The sequence below is a fragment of the Paenibacillus sp. FSL H8-0034 genome, assembly GCF_038000305.1.
GTDB lineage: Bacteria > Bacillota > Bacilli > Paenibacillales > NBRC-103111 > Paenibacillus_S.
In genome coordinates this window covers 3,052,838-3,078,746 of sequence record NZ_JBBOBS010000001.1, presented here as the reverse complement: position 1 = coordinate 3,078,746, position 25,909 = coordinate 3,052,838, and the positions used below count along the sequence as shown (strand labels likewise).

General features: G+C 47.1%; 23 protein-coding genes. 2 read left to right on the top strand and 21 right to left on the bottom strand.

Translation table 11 applies throughout. The annotated features are described in order from the left end of the window. Window positions 1–14: 14 nt before the first annotated feature. The 17 genes from NST47_RS13690 to NST47_RS13610 form a co-directional block, all read right to left on the bottom strand. On the bottom strand, window positions 15–482 hold the full coding sequence (locus NST47_RS13690; RefSeq protein WP_076227961.1) for a hypothetical protein: 468 nt from the start codon (window positions 480–482) through the stop codon (window positions 15–17). A 121-nt stretch (window positions 483–603) separates the two neighbouring features. Next, a complete protein-coding gene (locus tag NST47_RS13685) occupies window positions 604–1,554 on the bottom strand; it encodes a carbohydrate kinase family protein (protein ID WP_341155664.1) in 951 nt (316 codons plus the stop codon). A 95-nt stretch (window positions 1,555–1,649) separates the two neighbouring features. Next, window positions 1,650–3,227 (bottom strand): extracellular solute-binding protein, encoded by a 1,578-nt coding sequence (locus NST47_RS13680; protein ID WP_341155663.1) that lies wholly within the window; start codon window positions 3,225–3,227, stop codon window positions 1,650–1,652. Between the two features lie 119 nt (window positions 3,228–3,346). Beyond that, window positions 3,347–4,216 carry a carbohydrate ABC transporter permease gene (locus NST47_RS13675; RefSeq protein ID WP_076227967.1) on the bottom strand — a complete coding sequence of 290 codons (870 nt, stop codon included), beginning with the start codon at window positions 4,214–4,216 and terminating at the stop codon, window positions 3,347–3,349. 43 nt (window positions 4,217–4,259) lie between these two features. Continuing rightward, entirely contained in the window at window positions 4,260–5,210 is a 951-nt protein-coding gene (locus NST47_RS13670) for an ABC transporter permease (RefSeq protein ID WP_341155662.1), read from the bottom strand. A 220-nt stretch (window positions 5,211–5,430) separates the two neighbouring features. After that, the gene (locus NST47_RS13665; RefSeq protein ID WP_341155661.1) at window positions 5,431–5,799 is read right to left on the bottom strand and encodes a hypothetical protein; all 369 of its coding nucleotides are present in this window, start codon (window positions 5,797–5,799) and stop codon (window positions 5,431–5,433) included. Window positions 5,800–5,832: 33 nt separating this feature from the next. Beyond that, window positions 5,833–6,303, bottom strand: a complete 471-nt coding sequence (locus tag NST47_RS13660) for a hypothetical protein (protein WP_341155660.1) — start codon at window positions 6,301–6,303, stop codon at window positions 5,833–5,835. 53 nt (window positions 6,304–6,356) lie between these two features. Beyond that, window positions 6,357–6,866, bottom strand: coding sequence for a hypothetical protein (locus NST47_RS13655; protein ID WP_341155659.1), 510 nt, complete (start codon window positions 6,864–6,866; stop codon window positions 6,357–6,359). Between the two features lie 176 nt (window positions 6,867–7,042). Continuing rightward, the gene (locus NST47_RS13650; protein ID WP_341155658.1) at window positions 7,043–8,566 is read right to left on the bottom strand and encodes an extracellular solute-binding protein; all 1,524 of its coding nucleotides are present in this window, start codon (window positions 8,564–8,566) and stop codon (window positions 7,043–7,045) included. A gap of 25 nt (window positions 8,567–8,591) precedes the next feature. Further along, window positions 8,592–9,452, bottom strand: coding sequence for a carbohydrate ABC transporter permease (locus tag NST47_RS13645; RefSeq protein ID WP_445667378.1), 861 nt, complete (start codon window positions 9,450–9,452; stop codon window positions 8,592–8,594). Beyond that, window positions 9,446–10,354, bottom strand: coding sequence for an ABC transporter permease (locus NST47_RS13640; RefSeq protein WP_341155657.1), 909 nt, complete (start codon window positions 10,352–10,354; stop codon window positions 9,446–9,448). Before NST47_RS13640 ends, NST47_RS13645 begins: the two co-directional genes overlap by 7 nt. Window positions 10,355–10,560: 206 nt before the next feature. Next, window positions 10,561–12,300: a cache domain-containing sensor histidine kinase gene (locus NST47_RS13635; RefSeq protein ID WP_341155656.1), complete on the bottom strand. Its 1,740-nt coding sequence runs from the start codon at window positions 12,298–12,300 to the stop codon at window positions 10,561–10,563. Between the two features lie 4 nt (window positions 12,301–12,304). Beyond that, window positions 12,305–13,867 carry a response regulator transcription factor gene (locus NST47_RS13630; RefSeq protein ID WP_341155655.1) on the bottom strand — a complete coding sequence of 521 codons (1,563 nt, stop codon included), beginning with the start codon at window positions 13,865–13,867 and terminating at the stop codon, window positions 12,305–12,307. A gap of 127 nt (window positions 13,868–13,994) precedes the next feature. After that, window positions 13,995–15,917 carry an FAD-dependent oxidoreductase gene (locus NST47_RS13625; protein WP_341155654.1) on the bottom strand — a complete coding sequence of 641 codons (1,923 nt, stop codon included), beginning with the start codon at window positions 15,915–15,917 and terminating at the stop codon, window positions 13,995–13,997. Then, complete coding sequence (locus tag NST47_RS13620) at window positions 15,914–16,828, bottom strand: hypothetical protein (protein ID WP_341155653.1); 915 nt, start codon at window positions 16,826–16,828, stop codon at window positions 15,914–15,916. Before NST47_RS13620 ends, NST47_RS13625 begins: the two co-directional genes overlap by 4 nt. 26 nt (window positions 16,829–16,854) lie before the next feature. Then, a complete protein-coding gene (locus tag NST47_RS13615; protein ID WP_341155652.1) occupies window positions 16,855–18,081 on the bottom strand; it encodes a hypothetical protein in 1,227 nt (408 codons plus the stop codon). A 293-nt stretch (window positions 18,082–18,374) separates the two neighbouring features. Next, window positions 18,375–19,844: an alpha-glucosidase/alpha-galactosidase gene (locus NST47_RS13610; RefSeq protein WP_341155651.1), complete on the bottom strand. Its 1,470-nt coding sequence runs from the start codon at window positions 19,842–19,844 to the stop codon at window positions 18,375–18,377. 162 nt (window positions 19,845–20,006) lie between these two features. Here NST47_RS13610 and NST47_RS13605 point away from each other — a divergent pair, with 162 nt between their 5' ends. Then, window positions 20,007–20,894 carry an AraC family transcriptional regulator gene (locus NST47_RS13605; protein ID WP_341155650.1) on the top strand — a complete coding sequence of 296 codons (888 nt, stop codon included), beginning with the start codon at window positions 20,007–20,009 and terminating at the stop codon, window positions 20,892–20,894. On the opposite strand, the gene NST47_RS13600 is transcribed toward NST47_RS13605, so the two are convergent. Together NST47_RS13600 and NST47_RS13595 are read right to left on the bottom strand one after the other, a co-directional pair. Continuing rightward, window positions 20,886–22,484: a sensor domain-containing diguanylate cyclase gene (locus NST47_RS13600; protein WP_341155649.1), complete on the bottom strand. Its 1,599-nt coding sequence runs from the start codon at window positions 22,482–22,484 to the stop codon at window positions 20,886–20,888. The two genes, NST47_RS13605 and NST47_RS13600, sit on opposite strands and share 9 nt — an antisense overlap. A gap of 54 nt (window positions 22,485–22,538) precedes the next feature. Next, window positions 22,539–23,219, bottom strand: a complete 681-nt coding sequence (locus NST47_RS13595; RefSeq protein ID WP_341155648.1) for a DUF421 domain-containing protein — start codon at window positions 23,217–23,219, stop codon at window positions 22,539–22,541. A 214-nt stretch (window positions 23,220–23,433) separates the two neighbouring features. Between NST47_RS13595 and NST47_RS13590 the strand changes: the two genes are divergently transcribed. Further along, window positions 23,434–23,889 carry a flavodoxin gene (locus NST47_RS13590; protein WP_341155647.1) on the top strand — a complete coding sequence of 152 codons (456 nt, stop codon included), beginning with the start codon at window positions 23,434–23,436 and terminating at the stop codon, window positions 23,887–23,889. Between the two features lie 161 nt (window positions 23,890–24,050). Here NST47_RS13590 and NST47_RS13585 read toward each other — a convergent pair whose 3' ends face one another. Then, window positions 24,051–24,857, bottom strand: a complete 807-nt coding sequence (locus NST47_RS13585; protein WP_341155646.1) for a DeoR/GlpR family DNA-binding transcription regulator — start codon at window positions 24,855–24,857, stop codon at window positions 24,051–24,053. Further along, entirely contained in the window at window positions 24,854–25,909 is a 1,056-nt protein-coding gene (locus NST47_RS13580) for a galactitol-1-phosphate 5-dehydrogenase (RefSeq protein WP_341155645.1), read from the bottom strand. The genes NST47_RS13585 and NST47_RS13580 overlap by 4 nt, the downstream gene beginning before the upstream one ends.

Sequence of the window (25,909 nt, the reverse complement as noted above, 5' to 3'; positions counted from 1 at the left end):
TAAATTGCCATTTTCTATTTACGTAAGCTGCGCTTTTGCCGCTTCCAGACCGCTACACGTATTAACCGACCGGATACAAAATAACCTGCGATCAAAGCTACAGCTGTCGCTCCCATCCAGAACAGCTTACGGTTGCGCGCTTCCTTGTCCAGCTTGTCCTGTTCCGCTGACTGAATAGCTCTTTGCAAAGCTTCATTTTGCTCCAGCAGCTGTTTGTTCTGGGCCAGCAGCCTCTCTTCCATTTCTTTCGAGCGTGCTATCGTTTCAGTCAGTTTATCCTTCTGTTCGTCGAACTTTTTGACTTGCTCCTGAAGCTGCTGCTTCGTGGATTCGTATTCCTTCTCAATGATCTCCACCTGCTCCGGCAGCTTGTAAATATCCTTCACCCGATCAAAAAATCCGGCATGTACAGCAGATAGCGGTTGTACGAGCATCATGATCACAGCTGCAGCGAGCAGCACCCTTCCCACATTTCTCTTCATCGCTTCTCCACCTCCACCAGATCGACATCTATCTTCATTTTACTTCATATTTTGCGGGATGCAAGTGATAGACTGTGTCCGTTGATGAATGCTAGATTGCGATGAACAAAAAAAAGACTGCTTATTTTACAAGCAGTCTCTGGAAATATTCGTCTTTACCCGTTCTAACTTTTAAATCGGGGCAGTTGTTTTCTTGTGATTCTATTGTCCAGCCCGCAACCTTGGTACCGCACACAACCGCTTCCTTAAGACTCATCCCCCGCACTAATCCCATAATAGTTCCGGAAAAGAAAGCATCTCCAGCACCACTGGAATCGACAACCTTAACCGGGAAAACAGGCTGATGGCCTTGTTCCTTGGTAACGGAGTCATAATACACGGAGCCATGCTCCCCCAAAGTGATAACCATCGAGCGCAGTCCAACAGCATCTACAAAAGGAACCAATTCCTGCAGCATTTCGTCCGGGTTCGTCGTACCTATACGCTTATCAAAAAGCCGCTCGGCTTCCACTTCATTGCAGATAAAGCATTCCAGCTGCTTGAGCAAACCTCTGTTTTTAAGTACAACATCCAAGTTTCCAGGAATTCCGTAAACAGGCTTGTTTTGTTGTACAGCCATCGAAATAACTGAGCTGCTTATCTGTTCATTCAGGTCAAGCTCCAAAGCGATATGGGATGAGCGTTCCACAATTTCCTGTCTGGATTCGGCAAATACGCTTTCCAATGCTTGAAGATCGGGCATCTGCGAAATCGATCCGGCCAAATCCCCGTTCTCATCCAGCACAGCGAGCCACATGCCCATACCTTGATTCGCCGGCTTCAAAAAGTCGGTATTGACTTGAACATCCTGAAGACGTTGTTTAATTTCGAGACCTAATCCGGAATGATCCATAGTGGATACAAATGCTGTATTTAACTCCAGATTCGCAAGATTCTCGGCTACATTGCGGCCTACGCCACCATGCACAAACTCGATTTTACCCAAGTTTCTTCCTTGCGGAATATAATTTTGTTTGGCAAAACCTTTACAATCCACGAACACGGTACCTATGACGGTTACAAAATTTTTCATATGCAGCTCCTTAACAGCTGTGATTGGCTTAGGAGTCTATTATATTATGATTTTGTAAAAGTGGCTATGAATTCTTTAAAGTTTGACAAATCGCCCTACTTCTTTTTAAAGGTATAGCTTGGTGCAGATTTATCCTTTTGCAGCTTGTTGACTTCTTCAGTAACCTTATCGCCACCAGCCGCTTTCCATTTGGCAATAGTATCCTCAAAGGTTTTGTTCGGGTCTACTGCGGTATCCAGCAATACTTTACTGTAGCCCTCGGTAAGAATTTGCGTCTGCTGCACGGAGGTTTCCGTACGGTAAGGGAAATCCACATTTGGACGAAGATAGTCATACACACTGTTTTTCTCGTATTCGTCAAGCTTCTTGATGATGTACTGGGCAATATCCTTGGAAACAAATTTCGTGTATTTTTCGGTATCGACGAACAGCCATTCCGGCTGCAGCAGCTCCAAGCCTACATTGGTATTGTACTGCTTATCTTTCTTGTCGTCCGCAAAAGGGGTTTTAATGCCATTGACGATACTGTAGGTTTTACCTTCAGCCCCATATTGAATATAGTCAAAGCCATCTGTGATCTGGTATTCCAGGTAGCGCAGCGCCGCCTCCGGGTTTTTGGACTTGGCTGAGATTTGGTTCGTTCGTGAAATCGGTATGGCCGGCATCGCCAGCCCCCATTTCTTTCCGTTATGCTCGATTGGATCAAGAATTTCCGCTTTCATGTTGGGCAGCACAGCAAGCTGCCTATAGTCACCGAGACCTGTTAAGAGCACACCCACCTGCCCTGATTTAAATTTGTCAAAGCCGATCGTTTTGCCAACCAGAAAATCCTGATCCAGCAGCCCTTCCTGTCTTAAATCCCTAATAAATTTCAATGTATCCAGCACGCCCGGCTGGGTAATGCCATTGACCAGTTTATTGTTATCCTTCGGATCAGGAGACCAGCCGGGATTGACACCGAACAGCGGCAGCAGCGCATACACATTCAACAGCTGATTGTCTTTGAATGCGAGCGGAATCGTATCCTGCTTGCCATTGCCGTCAGGATCCTTATCGCGGAACGCTTTAAGTACATCTACAAGCTCCGTTAAAGTTTTGGGTTCCTTCAAGCCCAATTTGTCCAGCCAATCTTTACGGATGACAATCCCTGTACCCCCACGGTCCCGCAGCCAAGGTACTCCATAGATTTTGCCATCTGCGGGATTTTTGAGCATATTCCATATGGAATCGCTGAAGGAAGCCTGCAGCTTCGGAAATTTGGGCAGTAAATCATCGAGGGCTCTAAACGCCCCCTGAGCGATCAGCGCATTGTGCTCGGTATCGCCTGGAGAAAACGTATTGACGATATCCGGGATATCCCCTCCAGCAAGTTTGACGTTAATTGCGGTCTTGTACTCCGTGCTCGGTGGAGTCTCATAGGTAACCTCGACATTGGCTCCCTTCTCAACCAGCTTTTCCAGCTCGGAATCAGGGTAATAAATGTGTCCCGGATACAATGGCTTGATAACTGAAATTTTGGCTGGTGCTGTGCTTGCGGGTGCTGCAGTCGGTGACCCGGCAGGTGTATTAGCCGCTGAGCCAGCAGGGGCCTTCGTTTCTTGTGCCGTACAGCCGTACAGCAATGAGGATGCGACCACTCCGGTCATAATTACAGGTAATGATTTACGAATCAATGGTAAGACCTCCCTTTTCATTTGCTTGCGTTTACTGACGATTACACGATTAATGGTAGCTTCCTAAATGGTTTTTGATAATAAGACTGCTTTAATGTTTCACCCTGCTCTGTTAAGTTTCACCCTTTCACAGCACCCATCACGATACCTTTCACAAAATGCCTTTGTAAAAATGGATACACCAGCACGATCGGCAAGGTAGCAAAAATAATCGCGGCCGCTTGCACATTGGCAGGCTCGACCTTCATTTGCTCCGTATCCGCTCCAGCCAAATTCGTAAAGTTGCCGTCAAACACAATGACCTTCAACAGTACCTGCAAGGGCCATTTACGTGAATCCGTAATATAAAAGACGCCTTTAAAAAACTCATTCCAATGCGCAACTCCATAAAACAAGCCAATCGTAGCGATTGCTGGCAGCGATAGAGGGATTAATATTTTCCAAATGAATGTGAACTCATTGCAGCCATCCATCTTGGAGGATTCTTCGATCTCCTCAGGTAAATCCATAAAAAAATTACGCATCAGGATCAGGTTGAACGCACTGACAAGACCCGGAATGATCATCGCCCATATGCTGTTCAGCAGCCCCAGGTTTTTGATATTGAGGTAACCCGGAATAATCCCGGCATTAAAATTCATGACAACAATAATCAGAATCATAAAGATCTTCAACCCCGGCAAATTCCGTTTGGAAAGTGCAAATGCCGCCGTAATCGTGAATACCAGATTCAAAAATGTCCCCACTACCGTAATCGTAACCGTTATCAGGAACGCTCTGACCAGCGCCGGTGTTGAAAAAATATATTGATACGCGCTGAGCGTAATGTCTTTCGGATAAAGCATAATGCTCGATTGGTGAATAGCTATGGGGTCACTGAATGAAACCGAGAACACATGCACGACCGGCAGCAGCGTGACGATACAGAACAGAACAAGTACAGCGTGAATCAAAACGTCCGTGAGTACATTGCGCTCACTTTTGACCATGGGAAACCTCCTTTTTATTAAGTCTTCTTGCAGTGTCTTGTTCTTACCAGATCGAACGTTGATCGAATTTCCGCAGCAGCCAATTTGCGCTTACAATCAGAACAAAGCCTATGACACCCTTAAATAAACCGACTGCTGTTGCGATACTGAACTGGCCTTTTTCCAGACCCATCCGATACACATACGTATCGATAATATCGCCTACCTCGTATACGGTCGGATTCATCAGCACGAAGATTTGCTCAAAGCCGGCATCCAGCAAATGGCTTAAATTAATAATCAGCATCAGCGATATCGTCGGCAGTATGCCGGGCAGCGTGACATGCAGCATCTGCTGGAACTTGCCCGCTCCATCGACCTTGGCCGAATGGTACAGCTCGGGATTGACACCCGCCAGCGCCGCGAGGTAAATAATCGCACTCCAGCCAAAATCCTTTAAAATACCGGTAACGACCAAAATCGGCCTAAAAAACTGCTGATCCACCAAGAAATTGACCGGAGCCATGCCGAAAGCCTTCAACATGGCATTAATGACCCCCGAGGGAGTCAAAAAGGTAACGACAATCCCACCGAACACCACCCAGGATAAAAAATGCGGAAAGTACGTAATCGTCTGTACCGAGCGCTTGAATACAACCGAACGCACCTCATTTAATAACAAGGCAAACAGGATCGGAACCGGAAAGCCAAAGCCGAGCTTGTACAGGCTGATCAACAGCGTGTTTCTCAGCAGCCGATAAAAATCCGGGTTCTCCATCAACCGTTCAAAATGCCTTAGCCCCACCCAAGGGCTATCAGCAATTCCGACAAACGGCGAGAAGTTTTTGAAAGCGATTGTCAACCCATAGTAGGGCACAATACTGAACAGAAAAAAATAAGCAATCGACGGCAGCAGCAGTACATACAGCCATTTGTATGCTTTGATTCTGTGCCACTTCGTGTGTTTTGCGGCTGATTGCCTCTGCCAGGGCAAGGCCGCCTGCTGTTTGGACATGGATTCCCTCCTAAAAGTTTTCGCCAGAAAACTGACTTCGTAAGCATCATTCCGCTCTTCATTTATCTTACCGAATAGAAAAGAATTAAAGGATAGGGTTGAGTTAATATTTAACAGGGGTATGTTATTGCGATGGGTTGAGACCATAATAAAAACCCGAAGCCACTTAGTCCCATCATAGGGATGCTAGCTGCTCCGGGTTATTAGAACTACTCGAAGATTATGCAATTCTTGGGAAATCATAGAGAACATCACCGCTAGTCGAAACTCGAAGATTAACAAAGTTACGTTTGACCCATGAATCCAGCATCTGCTCCGATTCCTCAAGTGAGAGATCCGTATTCATGGAAACTTCTTGAATCGTCAGCGTGCCTCCTTTTGCATGGGCCAGCTCCAACAGCTGTGTCTCAAAAATAACTCCAAAAGATTTTCGTTTCGCTTTAGCTTCCCTAAATTTTCCGTAAAAATAGGCATCAATAATACAAAGCGGCGCACAGAATATTACTAATATAAATATAGTAGCGAAGACTGTTGCAAAGATTTCGACCCCCGCGGAAGATGTAGTGCTGGAATAATAGAATACAGACATGTATAGACTCCTTTCTCTTCTAATATTTCGAATCTAACTAAACCTGTCGTCCAATAAATCATCGAGTGATTTGGCTGTTACCTTCTCGTATTCAGTAAGAATACCTTGAAAATGGTAGATACAGGCTCCCTTTTTCTCTTTGATTTCAGCAAATCCTCTTGTTACAAAGGACACCAATGCTCTTTCCGATAATTCTAAAGAGAGCTTTGTATAATAAGCCGTTTCGACGACGCTCAAATTACCGCCGCGCTTAGAAGCCAGAGTCAGAATCTGTTTCTCAATTACTTGTCCTACGCCTTGTTCGGCAGGCTTTTTCGTGCTTGGTCTTGCAGTAGGCTCTGAGATGAATCCAGGGTTCTTCTTCAGCTTCGATATGTTGTATAGCAAATAAATCAAAGCTGCGAGCAGCAAACCATTCAATATAAATCCACTGATAAAGATGTATATTGCTAGCGTTTCTGAGGATTGAACGCCCGCTGTTGTAGTCAATAGTTGAACTGGCATTGAATAGCCTCCACTCATTTTGCTGTATAGTTCAGGTGACAAGCCTGAATCGTTTAAAGCTTTTCTTCCAACAATTCATCCAGCGTTTTATCAGCTTTCTTTTCCCGCTCGGTCAGAATGCCTCTAAACTGATACAGCACCGTTCCGTTCTGTGCAATTTTAATATTCGCATGGCTATGTTTAACCATATATTCCAACGCTTCCTGGGCTGCCTCCAAAGTCAGATCCGTATGTAAACTAACATCAACAACCGTAAGAACACCCTTATTTGTATAGGCCAGCTTCAGCAGATTTTTTTCCAATTCCCTCCGAATAGCTAATGGATTTTTCTTGGCCTTCCTATTCGAAAGATAAGAGACTATCTTGGATTGGATATAGGTAAAAGGTTTAAAATCGAGGAGTATCATAAGCCCACAAAACAAAGGAGCTACTACCACGAGAAAAAAAACCAGGATCGTAAACTTAGGGGAAGTGACCATATGATATTCATACGAATTCCTGTAAACAAATATTTCTATGATTCCAATGATGATTAATGCGCTACCGCCCAAGATCCTTTTCATATTCCTTACTCCCTCTTTTTCGGCTCTAATTGGGTCCCATTACCTATTATCCATAATATAGGACGTTTGTCTATGCCTATTGCACGATTCGAAAACACAATTCGACACCTATAACAAACAAAGGGCTGCATGAGGTTTAATCCCCCTACAGCCCTTGCAAGTGTGAAATAATTAAGCTATTTCAAAATCCCCTTCTCCTTCAACAACTTGGCAGCATGCTCCAGATAAGCATCATTTTTAAAGGTTGAATTCAAGGTCGCCAGGAATTGGTCATACTCCGTCAAAGGACGTTTTCCATGAATAAACTTAATGATTTCGTCCTTCGTAAACCGATCCATATCGTTTTTGTTGAAGCCCGCCGGATAATTATAAATATAGCTGTTCAAAATCTTGATTCGAGGCTGCTCATTCGTAAACTTGAGCTCTTTTTCTACATAAGGAAACCGTGTGGACAAGTACTCCAGCTCCTTACGTCCGGCCATTTGGTAGATGGAAAAGTAACCTCCTTCCGTATCCATCAGCTCTGTCGGTTCAACCTTGCCGCCGTTCAGCTTGTAATGTCTGCCTTCAATCCCGTAGGAAACCAAATTCAAGCCTTCCGGGCTTGCCATGTAGTTAAAAACATCCAATATTTTTTGCAGCTTCGCCGGATCTTTCTCAACAGCCTTGGAAATCACAAAATATTGTGGAGCCTTGCCATAATCGTAGGAAGCATCAAATTGTCCTCCCGGACCTTTTGGGGAAGCCAACTGAACCCACTGTGCATTCGGATTCACGCCCTTCCACTTCACCTCGCTATCTTTTCTAAGAAAGCTCTGCCAGCCTGTATAAATAATGCCCGCTTTGCCTTGATAGGCTTTCTCGATGGCAAGCCCGTTCTTGTTCGTTATATATTCCATATCCACGCCGCCGGAATCCATGAGATCTTTAATGTAGGTAAGCGCATCCTTCATCATAGGATCGAACATCGCATCCGTCAGCTTGTCGTTTTTCAAATAAAGGTTGCCGGGGCTGCCAACTCCGAACGATCCAAACAGCGGGGCAAACGTGTCCAGCTCGAATCCCGTCAGGCCGATGGTATCCTTCTTGCCGTTTCCATCCGGGTCCTGCTCCGTGAACGCCTTTGCTACTGCTTTGAACTCTTCAAGTGTCCCAGGCGCCTTCAAGCCGAGCTTATCCAGCCAATCCTTGCGAATCAGGAACGTATTGAACGGAAGATTAGCATCCCGTCCGATCGCATACTGCTTGCCGCCAATAAAACCTCTCTCGAAATCCTCTTTTCCTTGAAAATCAAGCACAGGCTTAAGCTTAGGCACATAGGGTGTCAAATCGAGCAGCAGACCCTTGTCGGCAAAGCTTTTAATTTCACCCGGCTCCAGCTCAAAAACGTCGGGATAATTACCGGCAGCCAAACGAACATTGATCTGATTCTTGTAGTCGCTCCCGCCAATCATCACCATATTGAAATCGACGTTCAGCTTTTTATCAATTGCCTGTTTCAATGGGTCCTCCTCAGGCTTTGGCAGATTGCCTCCCGGACGCGCCACTTCAATTTTGATTGCCTTTGCCGGTGTTTTATCCGCACCTGCCGCCGGCTCCTTCGCTGTGCTGGTTCCACCTGTAGCTGCTCCTCCGGAGCAGCCTGCCAGCATTCCCCCTGTTACGAGCACCGACATCATAATCAACCATTTCCGATTCATTCGAACTCCCTCTTTCTGTTTATAATTATCCTTTGATCGCCCCGATAATGATTCCTTTGGAAAAGTGCTTTTGAATAAACGGATAAAAAACAATAATGGGCAATGAGGCATACACAACTGCTGCCATCTGCAGGGTCATCGTCGGGATCGTCTCATCGACACTTTCAACCTGGCTGTGCGCCTGCATCAGCATATTGCGGATCACCACCTGCAAGGGCTGGATATCCGGCTTGGTCACATACATAATCGCATGATAAAACTCGTTCCAGTGACCCACCAGATAAAACAATCCGAGTGTAAACATCACAGGTACCGACAGCGGAACGACGATTTTGATAAGAAGACCATATTCGGACGAACCGTCCATCCGCGCAGATTCCATAATTTCTTCCGGCAGGTTTTCAAAAAAGCTTTTCATAATCAATACATTAAAGCTCCATATGGCGTTGGGTATGATCATCGACCAGACAGAATCCAACAGCCCGGTGTCTTTGACAATCAGATAGGTAGGAATGATCCCACCACTGAATAGAAGGGTCAGCACGACCATCATCAAAACGATATTTCGGCCGGGCAGATCTTTGCGGCTTAACGGAAAAGCCATCAGCGTAGTTAGAATGAGATTGATCGCCGTCCCGACCACAGTAATAAACACCGTAATATTGAAAGCGCTAAGAATATAAGGCTGATGGAACAGCTCTCTATAAGCCGTAAACGTTACGGATCTCGGGATTACGATAAATCCGCCATTGCGCAGCAGCTCGGTATAAGGTGTAATGGATACGGATACCACATAAAGCATCGGAAATATAGCGGCGATTGAAACCAGCAGCAGAGTGACATACATAAGAGCATTAAATAATCGGTCGGATGTCCAGTTTACCAAATGCCCTCCCCCCACTTCTTCGCCAATTGATTGGATAAAAGAACCAGCACAAGCCCAATCAACGATTTGAACAATCCGACTGCAGCGGCGAGACTGAAATTCAACTGCTCAAGCCCAGTTCGGAATACCCAGGTATCCAATATATCCGACACTTCATATACGCTGATATTGTACAGCAAATAGATTTGCTCGAAGCCGGCATCGAGGATATGACCCAGCTTCAGGATGACCATCATCACAATGACGTTGCGGATGCCCGGCAGCGTAATGTGCCAAATCATTCGAAACTTATTAGCCCCGTCCACCTTGGCGGCTTCATACAGCGCTGGATTAATGCCTGCCATCGAAGCCAGATAAATGATTGCACCCCAACCCAGATCCTTCCATAGATCCGAGCCGACCAGTACGCTCCGGAACCATTCCGTCGACGACATAAACGCAATCGGCTGCAGGCCTGAGCCTACAATCCAGCTGTTGACCAGGCCGGAGCTGGGCGATAAGAAAGCAATCAAAATCCCGTAAATAATAACCCACGACAAAAAGTGAGGCATATAGCTCAGCGTCTGGACCACATTGCGAAACCAAACAACCTTGCATTCGAATAAAAAAATTGCCAGTACAATATGCGGTACGATACCTGCTATCATTTTGTACACGCTGAGCAAAAAGGTGTTCTCCAGCAGCTGCCAAAAATAAGGCGATTGATAGAACTCCTGAAAGTGGCCATACCAGGGATCGTTCCAGGGACTGGCCATAATCCCGTCCACAATACTGAAGTTTTTAAATGCGATAATCAATCCGTACATCGGAAAATATTTGTAAACGATGTAATAAATAATTCCGGGCAGCAGCATGGTGTAATAGGCAAAATACTTGGCCCAATTGCGTCTAGAGAGCAGCATTCAGTTCTGGGTCCTCCTTATCGTTTTCGTGGAAAAAGTTGCTTCGTTAGTATCGTGATCATCGATGACTACTTCAGTTTATCAAGTAGCAGGATTCAACTCTATACATCAATACCGTGATTTACTCCACTATTTCCGCGAGAACAGACGGCTGCGCCGGAAAAGATCGGAAAATGTGTACCAAAACAAAAAAACGAAGCAAAGGTCTACACCTGGCTCCGCTCTGTTGTAAAAGGAATGCGTACACATACTATCGTGCCTGTATGCACACCGTTGGCCTTCAGCCCATACGGCCTCCCAAAGTATAAAAACAACCGGTGGTTGACATTGTACACGCCAAGTCCGTCCTTCCTGTTCATGTCGTCATCGTGGGGGTGACCCTCCAGCAGCTTTTGAAAAAATGGCTTGCTGATCCCGATTCCATTATTTCTTATGTAAATACGCACACCCTTCTTATTGCGAAATGCACGGATCGTAATCATGCCATGCTGACGTGTGGGTACAATGCCGTGAAAGATTGCATTTTCAACTAGCGGCTGCAGGGTTAATCGAGGCATCAGAACCTTGAGCACAGCCGGATCAATGTCCAAATTCAATGTAAAGCGGTTTCCGTATCTCACATTCTGGATTTGCGTAAACATTTCGATCCCTTGAATCTCTTCGGCAAGCGTCGTGAGTGAGGACTCTTTGCCCATTGTAATGCTTAATAAACCGACCAGGGAATGAATCGTTTCCTGTACCTGATCGTTTTTATTCTGATAAGCCAGACTGGCGATGCAGGCAAGGGTGTTGTATAGAAAATGCGGTCCGATTTGATTCTGCAGCATTCGGATTTCATAGCTTCTTTTTTTCACTTCCATCTCCACAATATCTTTGCTGAGCATACTGATCCTCGACATAAGGGAGTTATAGCTTCTTGCCAGATCACCAATCTCATCGCCCCGCGACACACTCAGGTAAGAGGGAACGTCGATATCCTGCACCCGGTCCATTTTTTTGGCCAAGGTAATAATCGGCTGTGAAAAGGTTCTGCTGATCATCAATGCACCTGCAAGCAGTATAATGACCAAAAGCAGCGTAGCTCTGCCATACGTGGCATACAATTCACCGATATTCCCATAAAAATATCCCTTGTCAAATACTGAGATCAGGCTCCATCCCAATCGGTTCATATTCGATTTCACGGCAATCAGATGGTTATTCCCGGTCTCCATCTCGCTGGTCCCTGTCGGGAGCTCAAACAGCTGTTCATTCAAAGCCGCTGGCAGCTCGGGAGGGTATGACGGATATGGCAGCAATTTGCTGTAAGAATTGCCTGCAACCAGGCGGCCGCCTGCAGACATAATCATAAAGGTCTGAAACTCGCCGCCGCTTAAAGTCGCCAATCGCGAAGAAAATTCCTTCAGATTGATTTCGATCACGACAATCCCTTTTTGCGACCCGCCCACCGGACGAACAAAAGCAACGGTGTATTGGGATAGCGACGACCAGTAGGGCTCGCTCCAATTAATGCCGCCATAGTTCCCTTTCGCCAGCTCAAATACATCGGGAAGCTCACCTGAGCCAAGGATGTCATAATAAAGCTGGGTATTGCTTAGGATGGTCCCGTCATCCTTAACGAACAGTATGGTGCTTATAATAGAGTTATTGGTATCGGCATACTCCTGCAGGGCTTTCTCAGTATACATCGGGTCGTAGCTGTCGAAGATATCAGTCCGGGATACCAGCTGCAAAATAACATGCTGCACATTTTCCAGGTAAGCATTCAAATAATCATTCGTCCGGTTTATAATGATCTCCGAGTCCCGGATGGTTTGGGCGCGAAACAACTGCTCCGATTGCACGAGCGTACTCCAGGCCAGAATACCGAATACAAGCAGACCGCCAAGGAACAAAAAAATAAAATGTTTCGTTGCCAGCCTCATACGATGCATGCGTCTTAACATGATGTTACCCCCGCTTATAATCAGATGGTGAGAGACCGGTGAACTTGCGGAATAATGGAGCAAAATAGCGATAGCTCGGAAAACCTACCATCTCGGATACCGTATACACCTTCAGGTTTGTCGTTTGCAGCAGCTCGATGGCTTTCTCGATCCGGCAGCGGGTTAAATACTCCTTGAATGTCATCCCCAGCTCTTCGTGAAACAGCCTGCCAAAATAGTCGCCGCTAAGCTCTACCTCCCCGGCAACCGCCGACAAGGTAACAGGCTCACCCAGCCGCTCCTGAATAATCTCCTTGGCTCTGCGTATCTCCTTTCTTACAAAATCCCCGCGTTTATCCTCCATCCAGTAAATCATATTGGAGATCAGCTCATCCAGCGTGGCAGACTGATCGATACGCTGAACAAGCTGGGTACGGTCATGAACGATATCTTTTGAGCCTGAGTCCCATTCCTGAAGCTCGGATTTGAGAAACATGCGGATACCGGACGGATGTACCCGATGCTTTAGCATCCATGCTTTAAATTCGGTCCTCACATATTCGTTAAAGCTTGATAAATCTGTCAGGCTGCGGCGAAAGCTCGTACGCAGCTCAAACTCCAGCTTGCCGTCCATTACCTGCATCGGCACCGGTTTACCGACGAATACAGAATCACCTTCATTAAAAAAACAATAATCGATCCAAAAAAACGTTTCACGAAACACATTGCGGTATTCGTCGTAGCTGGTTACTTCGCTGCTGATAATCGCATACACGGCAGCATCTTGAACCAAATACGGCATACTCGCTGCCAGGGAATGACGAATATGATCAATAATCCCGTTTGCGATAACCGTAAGCTCCTCAAGAGGATAGGTCTGCGGAAACCAAACCAGATAATCGCCTAAATTAATCGAGAACCAATACCAATACTTCATGTCTGCCAATCTGCTTTGCTTCTGCTGCAGGATCAGCAGCTCCTGAAGCTGCTGATCCACAATCATTTCGTCCTCACGTTTGACTTGAGCTAAGATGCGTATAAAGCGGAAGGGAAGCTCCGGCAGCTTCTCCGGAAACAGCAGGTTCTGCAACATTTCCTGCTGCGATTGTTCCCGCAGCTGCGGCTGTCCCAGCATACGACGAAACAGCTGTGATTTATGCTTCCGTTCCTCGGCCCGTTCGTATTCTTTTTGCGAATAGCGGCTTTGAAGCCAGTCTCTCGCTTTCTGAATCGTTTGCGCCAGCTCCTCCTGCCGCAGGGTCACCTTCATTAAATAGTCAACGGCACCCATCCTTAATGCCTGATGGACGTAATTAAAATCGTCGAAGCTCGTTATCAGCACAACAGGAATCTCCGGATATTCCTGTGAAATTTGCTTTAATAAATCAAGGCCTGTCATCACGGGCATCTTGATATCCGTAAACACCAGATCCGGCAGCAAGCTGGCACATAAATCCAGAGCTTCCTCGCCATTCTCGGCTTCACCTACAATTTCCGCTCCACAAGCAGACCAGTCAAACAATTGCAGCCTTTGCCTGATGGGGACCTCGTCGTCCACAATAATGATCCGCAGCCTTTTCTCATTCATGCCCATGATCCCCCCTTAATCTGTACAGCTCATAGTAATTGATAGCGTTCTCATGAACGGCTAAAAAACAGTATACCATGTCCTAACGAGAAAAAGGCGGATTGGCTCCGCCTCTTGATTCCGGGCTTCAGATCGAACTGACCGAGTCCCATTGCTTGATATGCTGCTTGAAAATCTGTTCGATTTTCCCTTTCATTTCTTTTCTGACGGTTGCCGTTACATCCTGCGAGCTGTTCTTCAACGTGACCGACAGCTTCGTATGCGGGTCCTTCAGACGTCTCTCGATCGTGTCCGCGACCGGGATTTTCCAGACTTCATAAGCATCTGCAATGCGCAGCGCGGCTATAAAGGAAAAACTGAAAAATTGAAAATACAGCTCGTCTGTATCAAAAATAAATTCCTGATTTTTATTATCCACGGCTGTTGTATCGATAAAAGAGGCATCATCCAGGATCGTGAGAAGCTCCGGCATAACTTCCTGATCCTTCATGGTACCAAGCAGATAGATCGCAGTAAACACATGGGGCTGGTTATATTTCCTACTCGACCTCGGTACATAAAGGTCACGATTAACTACCATTTCTCTTAATATAGGCAGAGAGGCCGCATGACCGAGCATGCCAAGAGCAATAGCGCTATTTTTACGTAAAAGCTCTTCCTGCCCCGTCTGAATCCACTCGATTAACGAGGGGAGCAATGAATCATATGCAGCTCCCAGACGCCTCACGGACCATATGGCAATTCCCGGCTTGTCTGTACTTAATGCCGTTCGGATCGCTTCGATATCCGTCAGCCACTTCAATTGGCTATTCGAAGCCTGACTGGTATGTTCCTGTGGTGTTGTATCACGCAGCTCAATGCTGCTGTCAAGGCTCAGGCAGCCCGTTTCCAATTGCAGAGCCTGCAGCTTCTTATAGGGAATTTCGCTTAAACGTACACTATCGGAAATCGCTAAATACGCCAGATTTGCCGCTGTCTCCCCGCTCTTCTGCATATCGCGCTTCTGGCGTACGCAAGCCGCGATATCATGATCCACCGATAAACTTCGACCGGCAGCCAACAGTCCGTCGTAGCCCTTGGGAATCAACGTGCCCGCCGGAATGGGGACGCTGAAATTCAAACCCCATAAGCTCGCGGCAACGAGCCATTGCTGCTGGGTATCACTTTCGAAGGCAATGTCTTTGCCATGGTTATCCAAATTCGAATATGCATAGAAAGCCGGCTCCGTCGTCAGTCGATCATCAAGATAGTCCTTGAGGGTGACCTGAGCCTCCCCGACAATAGTCCTTGTCTCACGGACTCCCAGCAGCTGATTCGTTTTTAGCAGCATGGATTGTTCGGTATACTGCTCTTTTAAATGTGTAGGCAGCCTGTTGGATTCGAGGATCGTGCTGGTGACATCCTCCGGATTCGTAATATCGATATAACCGGAATCCGTATAAAAATTGCCCACACGCTGGTTCTCATATAGCTTGAATACCACGTTCGAGAATGGCTGCGGCTGGCCATCGATAGACCTGCCCAATTGGAAGGCACAACCGGCCATCTCACACACTTCGGCATTTCCGGAGCAATCGATAACGATCCGGGCAGAAGACTGGTGAATCCCGGCCGGAGATACCCAGCGCAGTCCCGTAACCGTTCTATCCTGCATATATACGCCGATTACATAGGATAGATAATGAACCTCCGCACCGGCACTTGCTATTTCTGTATCCAGCACCCAGCTTTTCAGCTCCGAATGCATCCCTTTAAACGGCAGGAAATCATCCTGCTTCTGATACTTCGTGACCTGCTCGTCGATTTGTTCATAAATGCCGCCCCGCGTACCGTAATAATACCCTGCCACCCCACCCAGCGTACCCGTACCACCCATGCCATTCAAACGTTCAATAGCCAGTACCCTTAACCCCTTGCGTGCAGCCTGCATAGCTGCAAAGGAGCCGGCAGTGCCAAGACCTACGACAATTACATCATAATGCTCTCCGAACTGCGTATGGATCTCACTGGAGTCTATATGGCCCGACTTTTTTTCCCATAGCTTCATCATTGCTGAACCCCCATTCGATGCTGGTAACCATGATCGAAAGCTTCCAACGGATTGTCGTAAAAAGCAGACGGGAACCAATCCCAGCCCGGTTCCAGATGATGGTGGGGTTGGTTGTATTTCATATTGAATTCGTCGGCGTGTGTGACAAATGAACATGTGCGTAAAGCTTCAGGACGATTCAGCCAAAATGTAAACAGCTTATCTCGGGCTATTGCCCAGTTGTCCTCGATGTCAAGCGGGTATTCAAGAATAACCTCCGATGCGAACCGTCCATATTTAATCGCATAACCGGCGGCATCGTTAGGCTGCAAAATTGGACTTGACTCCGGCTGCCGATTCGGGCTGTATACTGTCTTCGAATTCCCGGCGGGCTCCAACTTCAGCTCCGGGCTGTGCGCTGTCTCCAATAGCTGTGCAGACTGAGACCAGCCGTGAATCATCATATTCAGGCTCTTGGATGCCGGACCCCACTGGCCGGGCCTGGTGACGCAATAAGGCGTCGTATCAATTAATTGATCCGTAATGATCGTTCTGAGCCCAGAGGCATCATATACCAGCACTTCAAATTGATCCTTGTGTTTATTGACTTCCACTACGGAGGTTAACAGCCGAACATCAAGCTTGGCTTCACTTAATTGATTGACAAGCACATGCATCAGCCCAGGCAAATGCAGCTTTCCGTCTGCAGACATTGCATTTCTCGCCAGGCATTCCTGCCCGATATCCAAACCCTTGGAGGAAGCTACCTGATAAGGCTGATCGGCCAATTTAAAGCTGCGAATAAATTCATTGCCGACTGCGCTGCTGTATTCAAGTGTAACCGCGTCTTTTCCTTTACTGAATGCCACTCCAAGCCCCAGCATAGAGGCACCTATGATCAGAGTAGGTATATATTCATGTTGATTCACCATCTTCATCTGCCTTTCCGAAAGATTATTTATAACAAGGAGGATACATCGGCTACATACACTCTGCGTGTTCCGTCAGCGAACCCGTTAAAAGCGATCCGCTTGAATCCAGCATCCCATGCGGGGTGCGGGTCCACTCTAAGCGTGTTGTCATAAGCCTGCTGTGTATGGATGCGGACGATCGCCGTCTCATGGCCATTACGCAAATCTACCCAGCGAAGCGGAACGGTTCCATCGCCATAGGCAGGTGTGTCCTTTAAATAGGCATCGGTCAGTAAATGCGTTCCGTTCGAATGGACGGTAGGATGCCCGGAGCCCGGATTGTCTACAAGCTTATGCAATCCTGTGCCATCGTATCGGAATTGGACGAATCGAATGCCATCTCCGTTGATATTCAGATTCATCGTCAAATGCTCGCCATCGGGATGCCAGTTAATGTGATGGCCACCCTTCGAATATTGCTCAGGGGATACGGCAAGCCGCACGTCGCTTCCATCGCTTTTGACGGTAATCGCTTGTTTGATTTCACCGCCACCGGGCTTAAGCCATCTGAGAATCATCATTAATCGGGTACCCTGCGGATTGTACCTGCATTGAAAGCCGTAGCTTTCACCTGTACGGTAGGTGTCGAGATTTACTTGCGACCCAAGCGATTCCAGCATGCTCCCAAGCGATATCAGCTGCTTTCTTTGCCCGCTTTCAATATCCGTGATATAAATGCCGTCATCGTATGGCAGCCCGTTGTTCTTAGGCAAGCAGTCGTCAGGAACAATTACACCATAACCGTCCTGCGTTCGGCGCGCACGAAGCGGGCAGGTGGTCGCTGCGCTTTTCCCATCCGGAGAAATGACGAACAGCCCCTGCTCAAAGATGTGCTTGCTGCCGGTAAACGGATTGAGTCTGACCCCGATCGGCTTCCAGGTGGTCGTATCCACATCGTTATAGTAAATTTCCGTGTCGCTCGTTCCCCATTGCACATTAGCGCCAATCTGGCTTTCCCAACCGCAGGTGTCGGCAATCACGGCTTCGGTTCCTTCCTGAAGATCCACCCATACAATCTGCCCCCGTTCCCCCGGTACCGGATACCGATTCTCAAATGGCATGCGAAAAAGCGCCATATACCGGCCCGATGGGCTGAAAGGCGAAGTATCAAAAAAACGATGGATGACCCTTCCTTCATGGGGTGTCACGCACCAAACCGGAACCTCTGGGTTAAATTGTGTATAGGACGGAAAATGAGCATCTAGATTAATCAATGAAGCAAGCCTCCTTTGTCTCAACAGCTACTTCTATTTTAACAAGCTCCCCTGCCATGAACTATGCATACAATCCGTCAAATCATATACCAATGCCGCCAAAACTATAACGCTGCCAGAACAAAAACAGCGCAATTAAACGCAATGCCTACAGAGTTCTGGAGTGCGGCAAGCTTCGGGGTAACGCCTGCATAGTTCATAAAAAGCAAAAAAACCTCTCTGGATGAGCGTTCATGAACGAACACTTCTATTCCAGAGAAGGCTTTCTACCCGAAGTATTGATAGCAATTTCCTTAAGAATCCTTATACCCGACAGACAGACGCTCTTCCGTATTCACAACTACCTGCTCACCACGCAGAGCGGGCGGCAGCCAGCCGTCAGCAGACTTGCTGATCTTGTAGAATGATTCCGGCTGCGGGATATCCGGCCAGGTCGCGCCTTCACCGTTAAATTGCGGCAGCCATGGAGCCAGCGCGTCAAACATCTCATCGCACATATCCCATACCTGCTGTGTCGTACATTGCGCAGCAGTTAGAGGGTCATGCAGAATGGCCAGCTTCACCAGCTCACGGTTTCCGGTAAGCGCTGCTTCGACTGCCATCTCCTGAACGCTAATGCTCGTACGGCATGTTGCCGCACACTGCAAGGGCAGATCACCTACCCAGGCAACGTTAATGCCATTGCGATCCACATAACAAGGGATTTCAATCGTAGAACCATCGGGCAGGTTGGTGATAAAACCCCTGTTCTCAATGTTGAAGTGGCCGCGGTAGGTTTTGCCTGTTTCCAGTGCCTCGATAATATAGGAGCCATGCTCGTCGGAGCGCTCCCCAAGCTTGATATATTCAGCTTCACCGCTCATCCATTTGGGATACATCTCGAGATATTCGTCACGCTTGGAAATACAGTGGTTTAAATAACCTGCGGTTCTGCCGCCGATCCATTCGCCTTTATAAATCCACTTGTCGATCTCTTCCTTGCTCTTGCGGTACCATGGCAAATATTCGCTTAGATGTCCATTGGATTCCGTTGAATAATAACCGAAGCGCTTCAGTACATCAATCCGACAAGGCTCACGTTCAGACAGCTCAGGATGCTTCTCAAATGCCTCCAGTAAATAAGGCGTCATATCTCTTCCTTCATGCGTAACCTGAATGTACCAGGTTTGATGGTTGATGCCCGCACATATAAAATCAACCTCCTCACGCGGCAGTCCAAGCGCCCTGGCAATTTGCTTATGACCACCCTGCACGCCATGACACAGGCCAACAACGTTAATGCCACCTGCACGCCGCAGCGCCCATGTGTTCATCGCCATCGGATTCGAGTAGTTCAGCAGCAGTGCATTGGGCGCGGTTTCACGCATATCCTTGGCAATCCCGAGCAGCACCGGTATCGTCCGTAGGGCAAAGAACACACCGCCCGGTCCAAGCGTATCACCGACACATTGATCGACGCCATATTTGAGTGGAATCTCTACATCATGATGGAACGCTTCCAAACCACCAACACGAGCCATACAAATGACGTAATCTGCACCGGCTATGGCTTCCCTTTGATTCGTCGTTTCCACAATCGTCGCAGCGAGGCTGTTCTTTCCAATTAAGTTACGGCACAGGTCTGAGACCATCCGCAAATTGTCTGCGTTAATATCCATCAGCCGGAACTCGGTATCCCTGAACTTCTCTACAGAGAGAATATCCATCATTAATCTGCGTGTAAAGCCAACACTTCCGGCACCAATCATAGCTACCTTCAACATGTTTACATCCTCCTGATTCCTCATCAATCTAATAAATTGCTTCCTTTATCTAAAATAAAGTATTATGGAAACAATGACAATGGTAATAAACTGCTTTCCATAGGTAATATATTGCTGTATTGAGTTATGATTTCAGATCGATGAAAAGAGGAGAATTCTGACTTGTCCAATAAATCCAATGAACCGTTTCGGCACAGCTATGGCTTTCGATTTCGGGAAACACCAGCTTATGAGATCGCCCAGCTGCACGGGGTCGGATGGGAACGAACAGTCAGCACGGACTACAACTGGGATGGGCTCAATCGCGGCGAAGAAGGGGCTTTTTTATTCCAATATACATTGTCTGGCTATGGCATGATGCATATAGAGGGGCAATCCTGCCTGCTCACTCCCGAAAAAGCATTTCTGGTATGGATTCCAAGCCAGCATCGTTACTATTTTCCCCCGGAAAGTGATCACTGGGAGTATATGTTTATTATGATGCGGGGTGAGCGGCTTCGTCCCATCGTCGATGAGCTGATTTCCAAGCTCGGACATGTGTCCGAATTTTCCATAGATAGCCCTCCAATCCGGGCATTGAAAATGATATTCGAGAAAGCCAGGCAGCGGCAAATTACAGATGGTTACCTAAACGCGCTATTTGCGTATCAATTTATTACTGAGCTTCACCGCAGCACGACCTTTGAAAAATCGATATCCGAGATCCCCGAAGCGATACAAAAAACCGTACTTTTCATTGAACTGCACTACGAGCAGCCTCTCAATCTGGACGAGATGGCCGAAAATGCGGGACTCTCCAAGTATCATTTTCTCAGACAATTCACGCGCTTTATCGGACTGACGCCACTGGAATATTTAAACAAGCTGCGCATCGAAAAGGCGGCCGAGCTGCTGCGAACGACCGAACAAACCCTGGACGAGGTTGCAGGTTCCGTCGGGTTTGCAGGGGGTAACTATTTCTCCAAGGTATTTCGGCATTGGGTAGGCATGTCACCAGGTAAATACCGTAACGAGCATGGCCTGGCTACAGACAATCTGTTTTTAAGATGAGGTGAGGGTCGGCTCAGATGCATTCGTATACACTACCGTTTGATTACGTCCATTATGCTTGGCTTGATACAGCGCATCATCGGCGTTTTTAAATAACCTCTGTATGCTCAATACATCATTCGGATAGGACGCGATGCCAAGCGACAATGTAATTGTTTGACCTGTCGGACAGATGCTGCCCTCGATACAGGTTCGAATGCGCTCAGCCAGCAAAAAAGCCTGTTCTTCCGTAGCATCCGGCAGCAGTATGGTGAATTCCTCGCCGCCATACCGGCAGCAATAATCGTGCTCCCGCTTCTCGGACATCATGATACCTGCTGTAAACTGAAGCACCTGGTCCCCTATCTGATGACCGTAGGTGTCATTCACCAATTTAAAATGATCCAGATCCAGCATGATCACACTGAAGCTTCTTGACTGCGCCTGCCACAACCCAAGAATGGCATCCATAGTCCTTCTATTGGTCAGCCCTGTCAGTGGATCGGTTTGTGCTTCAAAGGAAAGCTCCTCGGTTCTTTTGTTCATGATATGAAACGCCTTGGCAATGGCTGTATACAGTTCATTAGCTTCATAATTCCAGTGATCGATTTGGGGAATTTCCTTGCTCCTGCCATCTGCGTTATTCAGACCGGAAGCAATCAACGCGAGCCTGCTCAGTGGTTGTGATAATTTATGTGACAGCCACAGCACCAAGACAAGTACGATAATTAAAAAGGGTAACGAATACAGAGCCATTGAGGTTATCAGTTTTTTGGTGCTTTGGTCTACATATTGCTTAGGCGTCTGGGCCACAATGCCCCAGCCTGTTTCAGGGACTGTGGAATAACCGGCTAAATAACTCACACCCTTGGTATTGCTGACTTCGCCTTGACCGCCGCCTTTTGCTACTATTTTTTGTACGATAGGATTTGCGAGCACATTTTCCCCAATTCGTTCAGGGTCCGGATGATAGATAAGATTGCCTGCTGCATCGACGACATAATAATACGAACCATTAGTAGCAGCCGACTGCTCTCCCAGTATTTTTTTAAGTGAATTAGGCTCTTGCAGGTAAATGGTACCTGAAATAAAACCATTGTAGCTTCCGTTCGCATCAAAAACAGGATGGCTGACCAATATGATCAGTCGGTTCGTGACTGCCCTGTAAGGCTCTGACATTAAAGGTTTTTGCAGCTCCAGCGCTTGTCTGGAAGCCTGTGATGTCAGCTTCTGTCCAATAATGTCCGAATTTCTTGGTGATATTGCTCGTAACGACCCCGATTTATCTACCAATGCTACAGAATTAAACAAATTATCGGTGCTCATTAAAAAATCCAGCTGCTCTTGGGCTGCTTCATCCGAGCTGTGTTCTTTTGTAAAATATTGTGCGGATGCCATTACGGTTTGTTTCATCGATAAAATAATCGTTTGGGTTGTTCGGCTCAGCTCGTCGGATCGAATTCGATTTAATTCCTGCGTCGTGCTGTATAAGGACGTTTTCTCAGCCTGATAGCCTACGAACGAATTAATAAGCAGGGTCATGAGAACAGAAAACAATACGACACTGGATATGATAAATGAGATTTTAAAACCTTTTTTACTAGGCTTCATGCTAGCTCCCCCATGGTCTAATTTCATAACGCAAGCATGTGTTTACATCCGCAGTCACTCCTTTTTCTGAACATACATGCCTTGATGCTCCGACCATTCTACATACAGAACATCCTGTATTCGTCCAGCCCCGTTCTTCTTCAGCTCATCAAGCAGCCACGGCTTTGTGCGGCCGAGTCTTGCCAATCGATCCGTTTGAATCCGCCCATTCTCAACCAGCACCATCGGAAGCATCATAGACTTTTCTGGAAGCTCCTGGTCCGTCTTCGTGATGCTGTCAACCTCCGATTTTTTCAAAACCGAGATATTCCCGTTCGTTTCAAAAACAGCAAAAGCGACCTCGCGTACGGTAAATATATTTTGCTCCCGCAGCAGTGTATGCAATTGGTCAAAATCCAGATTGTTGCGCTTCATCGCCCGAAAATCAATTTTCCCCTGGTTAATAATAATGTCGGCGCGGCCATTCAAATATTTGGACAATCCGGGTATAAACTGCACCAGCTTTTCCAGAAACATCGACATCGCCGCCCACAGCAGCAGCGCATAGAGCAGCTCACTTAGGGTAACGTCCTTGTCATAAAGCGTGTTGCCAACAATCTCGCTTAACATCAGAGAAGAGACAAAATCGAAGGCGGTCAGTTGTGAAATTTCCTTCTTGCCGAGCAGTTTTGTAATTAGCCACAGCCCAACCATGGCTGTAAACAGCTTAACCGTTATGTAATAGAAATTTTCCATCTGGAAACACCCTCTCTATGCATCTATACACATCTTACACCATCAGCAACACGGACGAAACCATAGGATGACTATAGAGGGGATCAAAAATATTTTATTATTGACAACATAAATGATAATGATTATCATTATTGATTATCTGATAACGTTTATCATTGTTGGTATTCGCTTAACATCAGTACGCAATTACACATAAAGGGAGCTGGGTATAGGAATGAGTAAAATTTTGATGGTCTTCACAAGCCTTACCGGAAATACACGGGATATGGCAGACGCCATTGCCGAAGGTATTAAATCCGAGCAAGTAGAGCTGGATATAAAGGAAGTCATGTATGCATCAGGCGATGACCTGTTAAAATATGATGGTATCGCGCTGGGCGCCTACACTTGGGGAGACGGAGATTTGCCGGATGAGTTTCTCGATTTCTTTGATGAAATGTCGGAGGTACAGCTGGATGGACAAAAAGCGATCGTGTTTGGCTCCTGCGATTCTTCTTATCCTGTATTTGGCGGGGCGGTCGATCAGCTCGTTGACAAGCTAAAGGAAATTGGTGCTGAGGTTGTAGAGGAAGGCTTGAAAATCGAAATGTCCCCCTCGCAGAGCGAGCTTAAGCAATGCCAGGAATTCGGTGCCGCATTTGCTAAACGTTTAGTTGGTATCAAGCAGTAAACGACTGGAGCCTTCTGGTCGTTCTCAATACTTACTCATCGGAACCGATTATGAGCTGCTTGGCGTCCTCGTGAACCCGCCTGTCCGCGAAAGTTACCTTTAGGTCGGCGGGCTCACGGGACTGTCATTTCAAAAGTGTAGCTTACTTGCGCAAGCACACTTTAAGTGACGATAACCGTAATTCCTTTATCGCGCAGCTTATCGATTTCGGTCGCTGGTGTCTTCCTGTCGGTAATAACGGTATGGATCTGCTCCACGGTACAAATCCGAACAAAAGCAACCTGATTGAACTTCGTATGATCGACCGCAACCACTATCTTTTGTGCATTCTCCATTACTTTTTTGACAACTCGGGCTTCTTCAATACTGGGAGTTGTTAAACCCTGTTCCAGACTGAAGCCATTCACTCCGATAAAGGCTGTCTCGACATAAATGCCTTCCAACGACCTTTCCGCCATTTCTCCAACCAAAGCCAACGTATTCGGTCGAATATTGCCCCCTGTCAAAAATACACTCACCCCTGCCGCATGCATCAGCTCGGTCGCTATATTGACCGCATTCGTGACAATATTCAATCGTTGACGTTGCATAAGCAGCCTTGCCGTATGGCTTAATGTCGTTCCGGTCATAATCGCTACGGTCATTCCATCTGTAATGAGAGAAGCTGCAGCATGAGCTATGGCTTGTTTTTCATCGATCCATTGATCCTCCTTCTCGGCAAAAGAAGGCTCGTACAGCAGCCGCTCTAGTAGAATCGCGCCGCCATGGCTTCTGGATAACAAGCCAGCCCGCTCCAGCCGCTCCAGATCCTTTCTCACGGTGACCTCCGATACCTTAAGCAGCTCGCTTAGCTGGGAGACCTCGACACTCCTGTTAGCTTTTAAATAATCCATGATCCGTTGATGCCGCTCCAGGCTTAATAATTTACGAGAATCTGCAGGGGAAGCGCTAGTAGGGTCCTCACTCACACAGGCTCACTTCCCAGGGTCAGCAGTATTTTCCCTTTAACGGCACCTGGCTGCTTGTACAGCTCAAAGGCATCGTTGATTTGCTCCAGAGGCAATATTTTATCGATCATGTCCAGGAAATTGAATCTTTGCTTACTCAAAAAATGTGCTGTAAGCTCCCACTCATTCCCGGGAAACGGCGCACTGTAGGACATCCAGGAACCGGTTAAAGTAAATTCCTTGCGGTTCATCAGCTCAAACAGCTTGTAATCAAAGGTAAGCTCCTTAGTTGGGGTACCTACGAAGCAGACCTTCGCTTTATTAGCCGCCAGCTCAAAGCTAAGACGCATCGTCACATCCGATCCCGCTGTTTCCATCACGATACCAAAGCCTTTGGCACCTACAATAGAAGCTGCCTGTTCCTTGAAGTCCTCGCTGCGTGTATCGATCACATAATCCGCGCCCAGCTTGCGGGCAAGCTCCAAACGATCTTGATTGATATCGAATACCGTAACCGTTCGCGCTCCAAGCACCTTGGCCCACTGCAGGGTTAATAAGCCAATCGTGCCTCCGCCCAGAATGGCCACGTCCTCGCCGCCTTGAAAGCTGATATGACGCAGCGCATGAAGAGCAACAGCCGATGGCTCAAAGAAGGCAGCTTCCGCATAGCTGACCGTATCATCAATCCGCACCGCATTGATCTCAGGAATAATGACGTACTCGGCCCAGCTGCCGTTCACCCGTGAGCCCACGAAGGAATAGTATTGGCATTGGGCAAAGTCCCCTTTGAAGCAATCCACACATTGATGACAAGGAACCAATGGCGCTCCGGCAATCCGATCTCCGACACCGATCCGTGTTACACCTGTGCCGACCTTGGCAACGATCCCGGCGAATTCATGCCCGAGTACAATCGGATAATGATGTGCTTTGGTTCCCAGAACCCGAGGCACATCGGAGCCGCAAATCCCTGTGGCCATAACTTTAACCAGAATTTCATGCGCCTGCGGCTCAGGAATGGCTATATCTTCAACACGAATATCATCTTGTCCATATAATACTGCTGCTTTCAT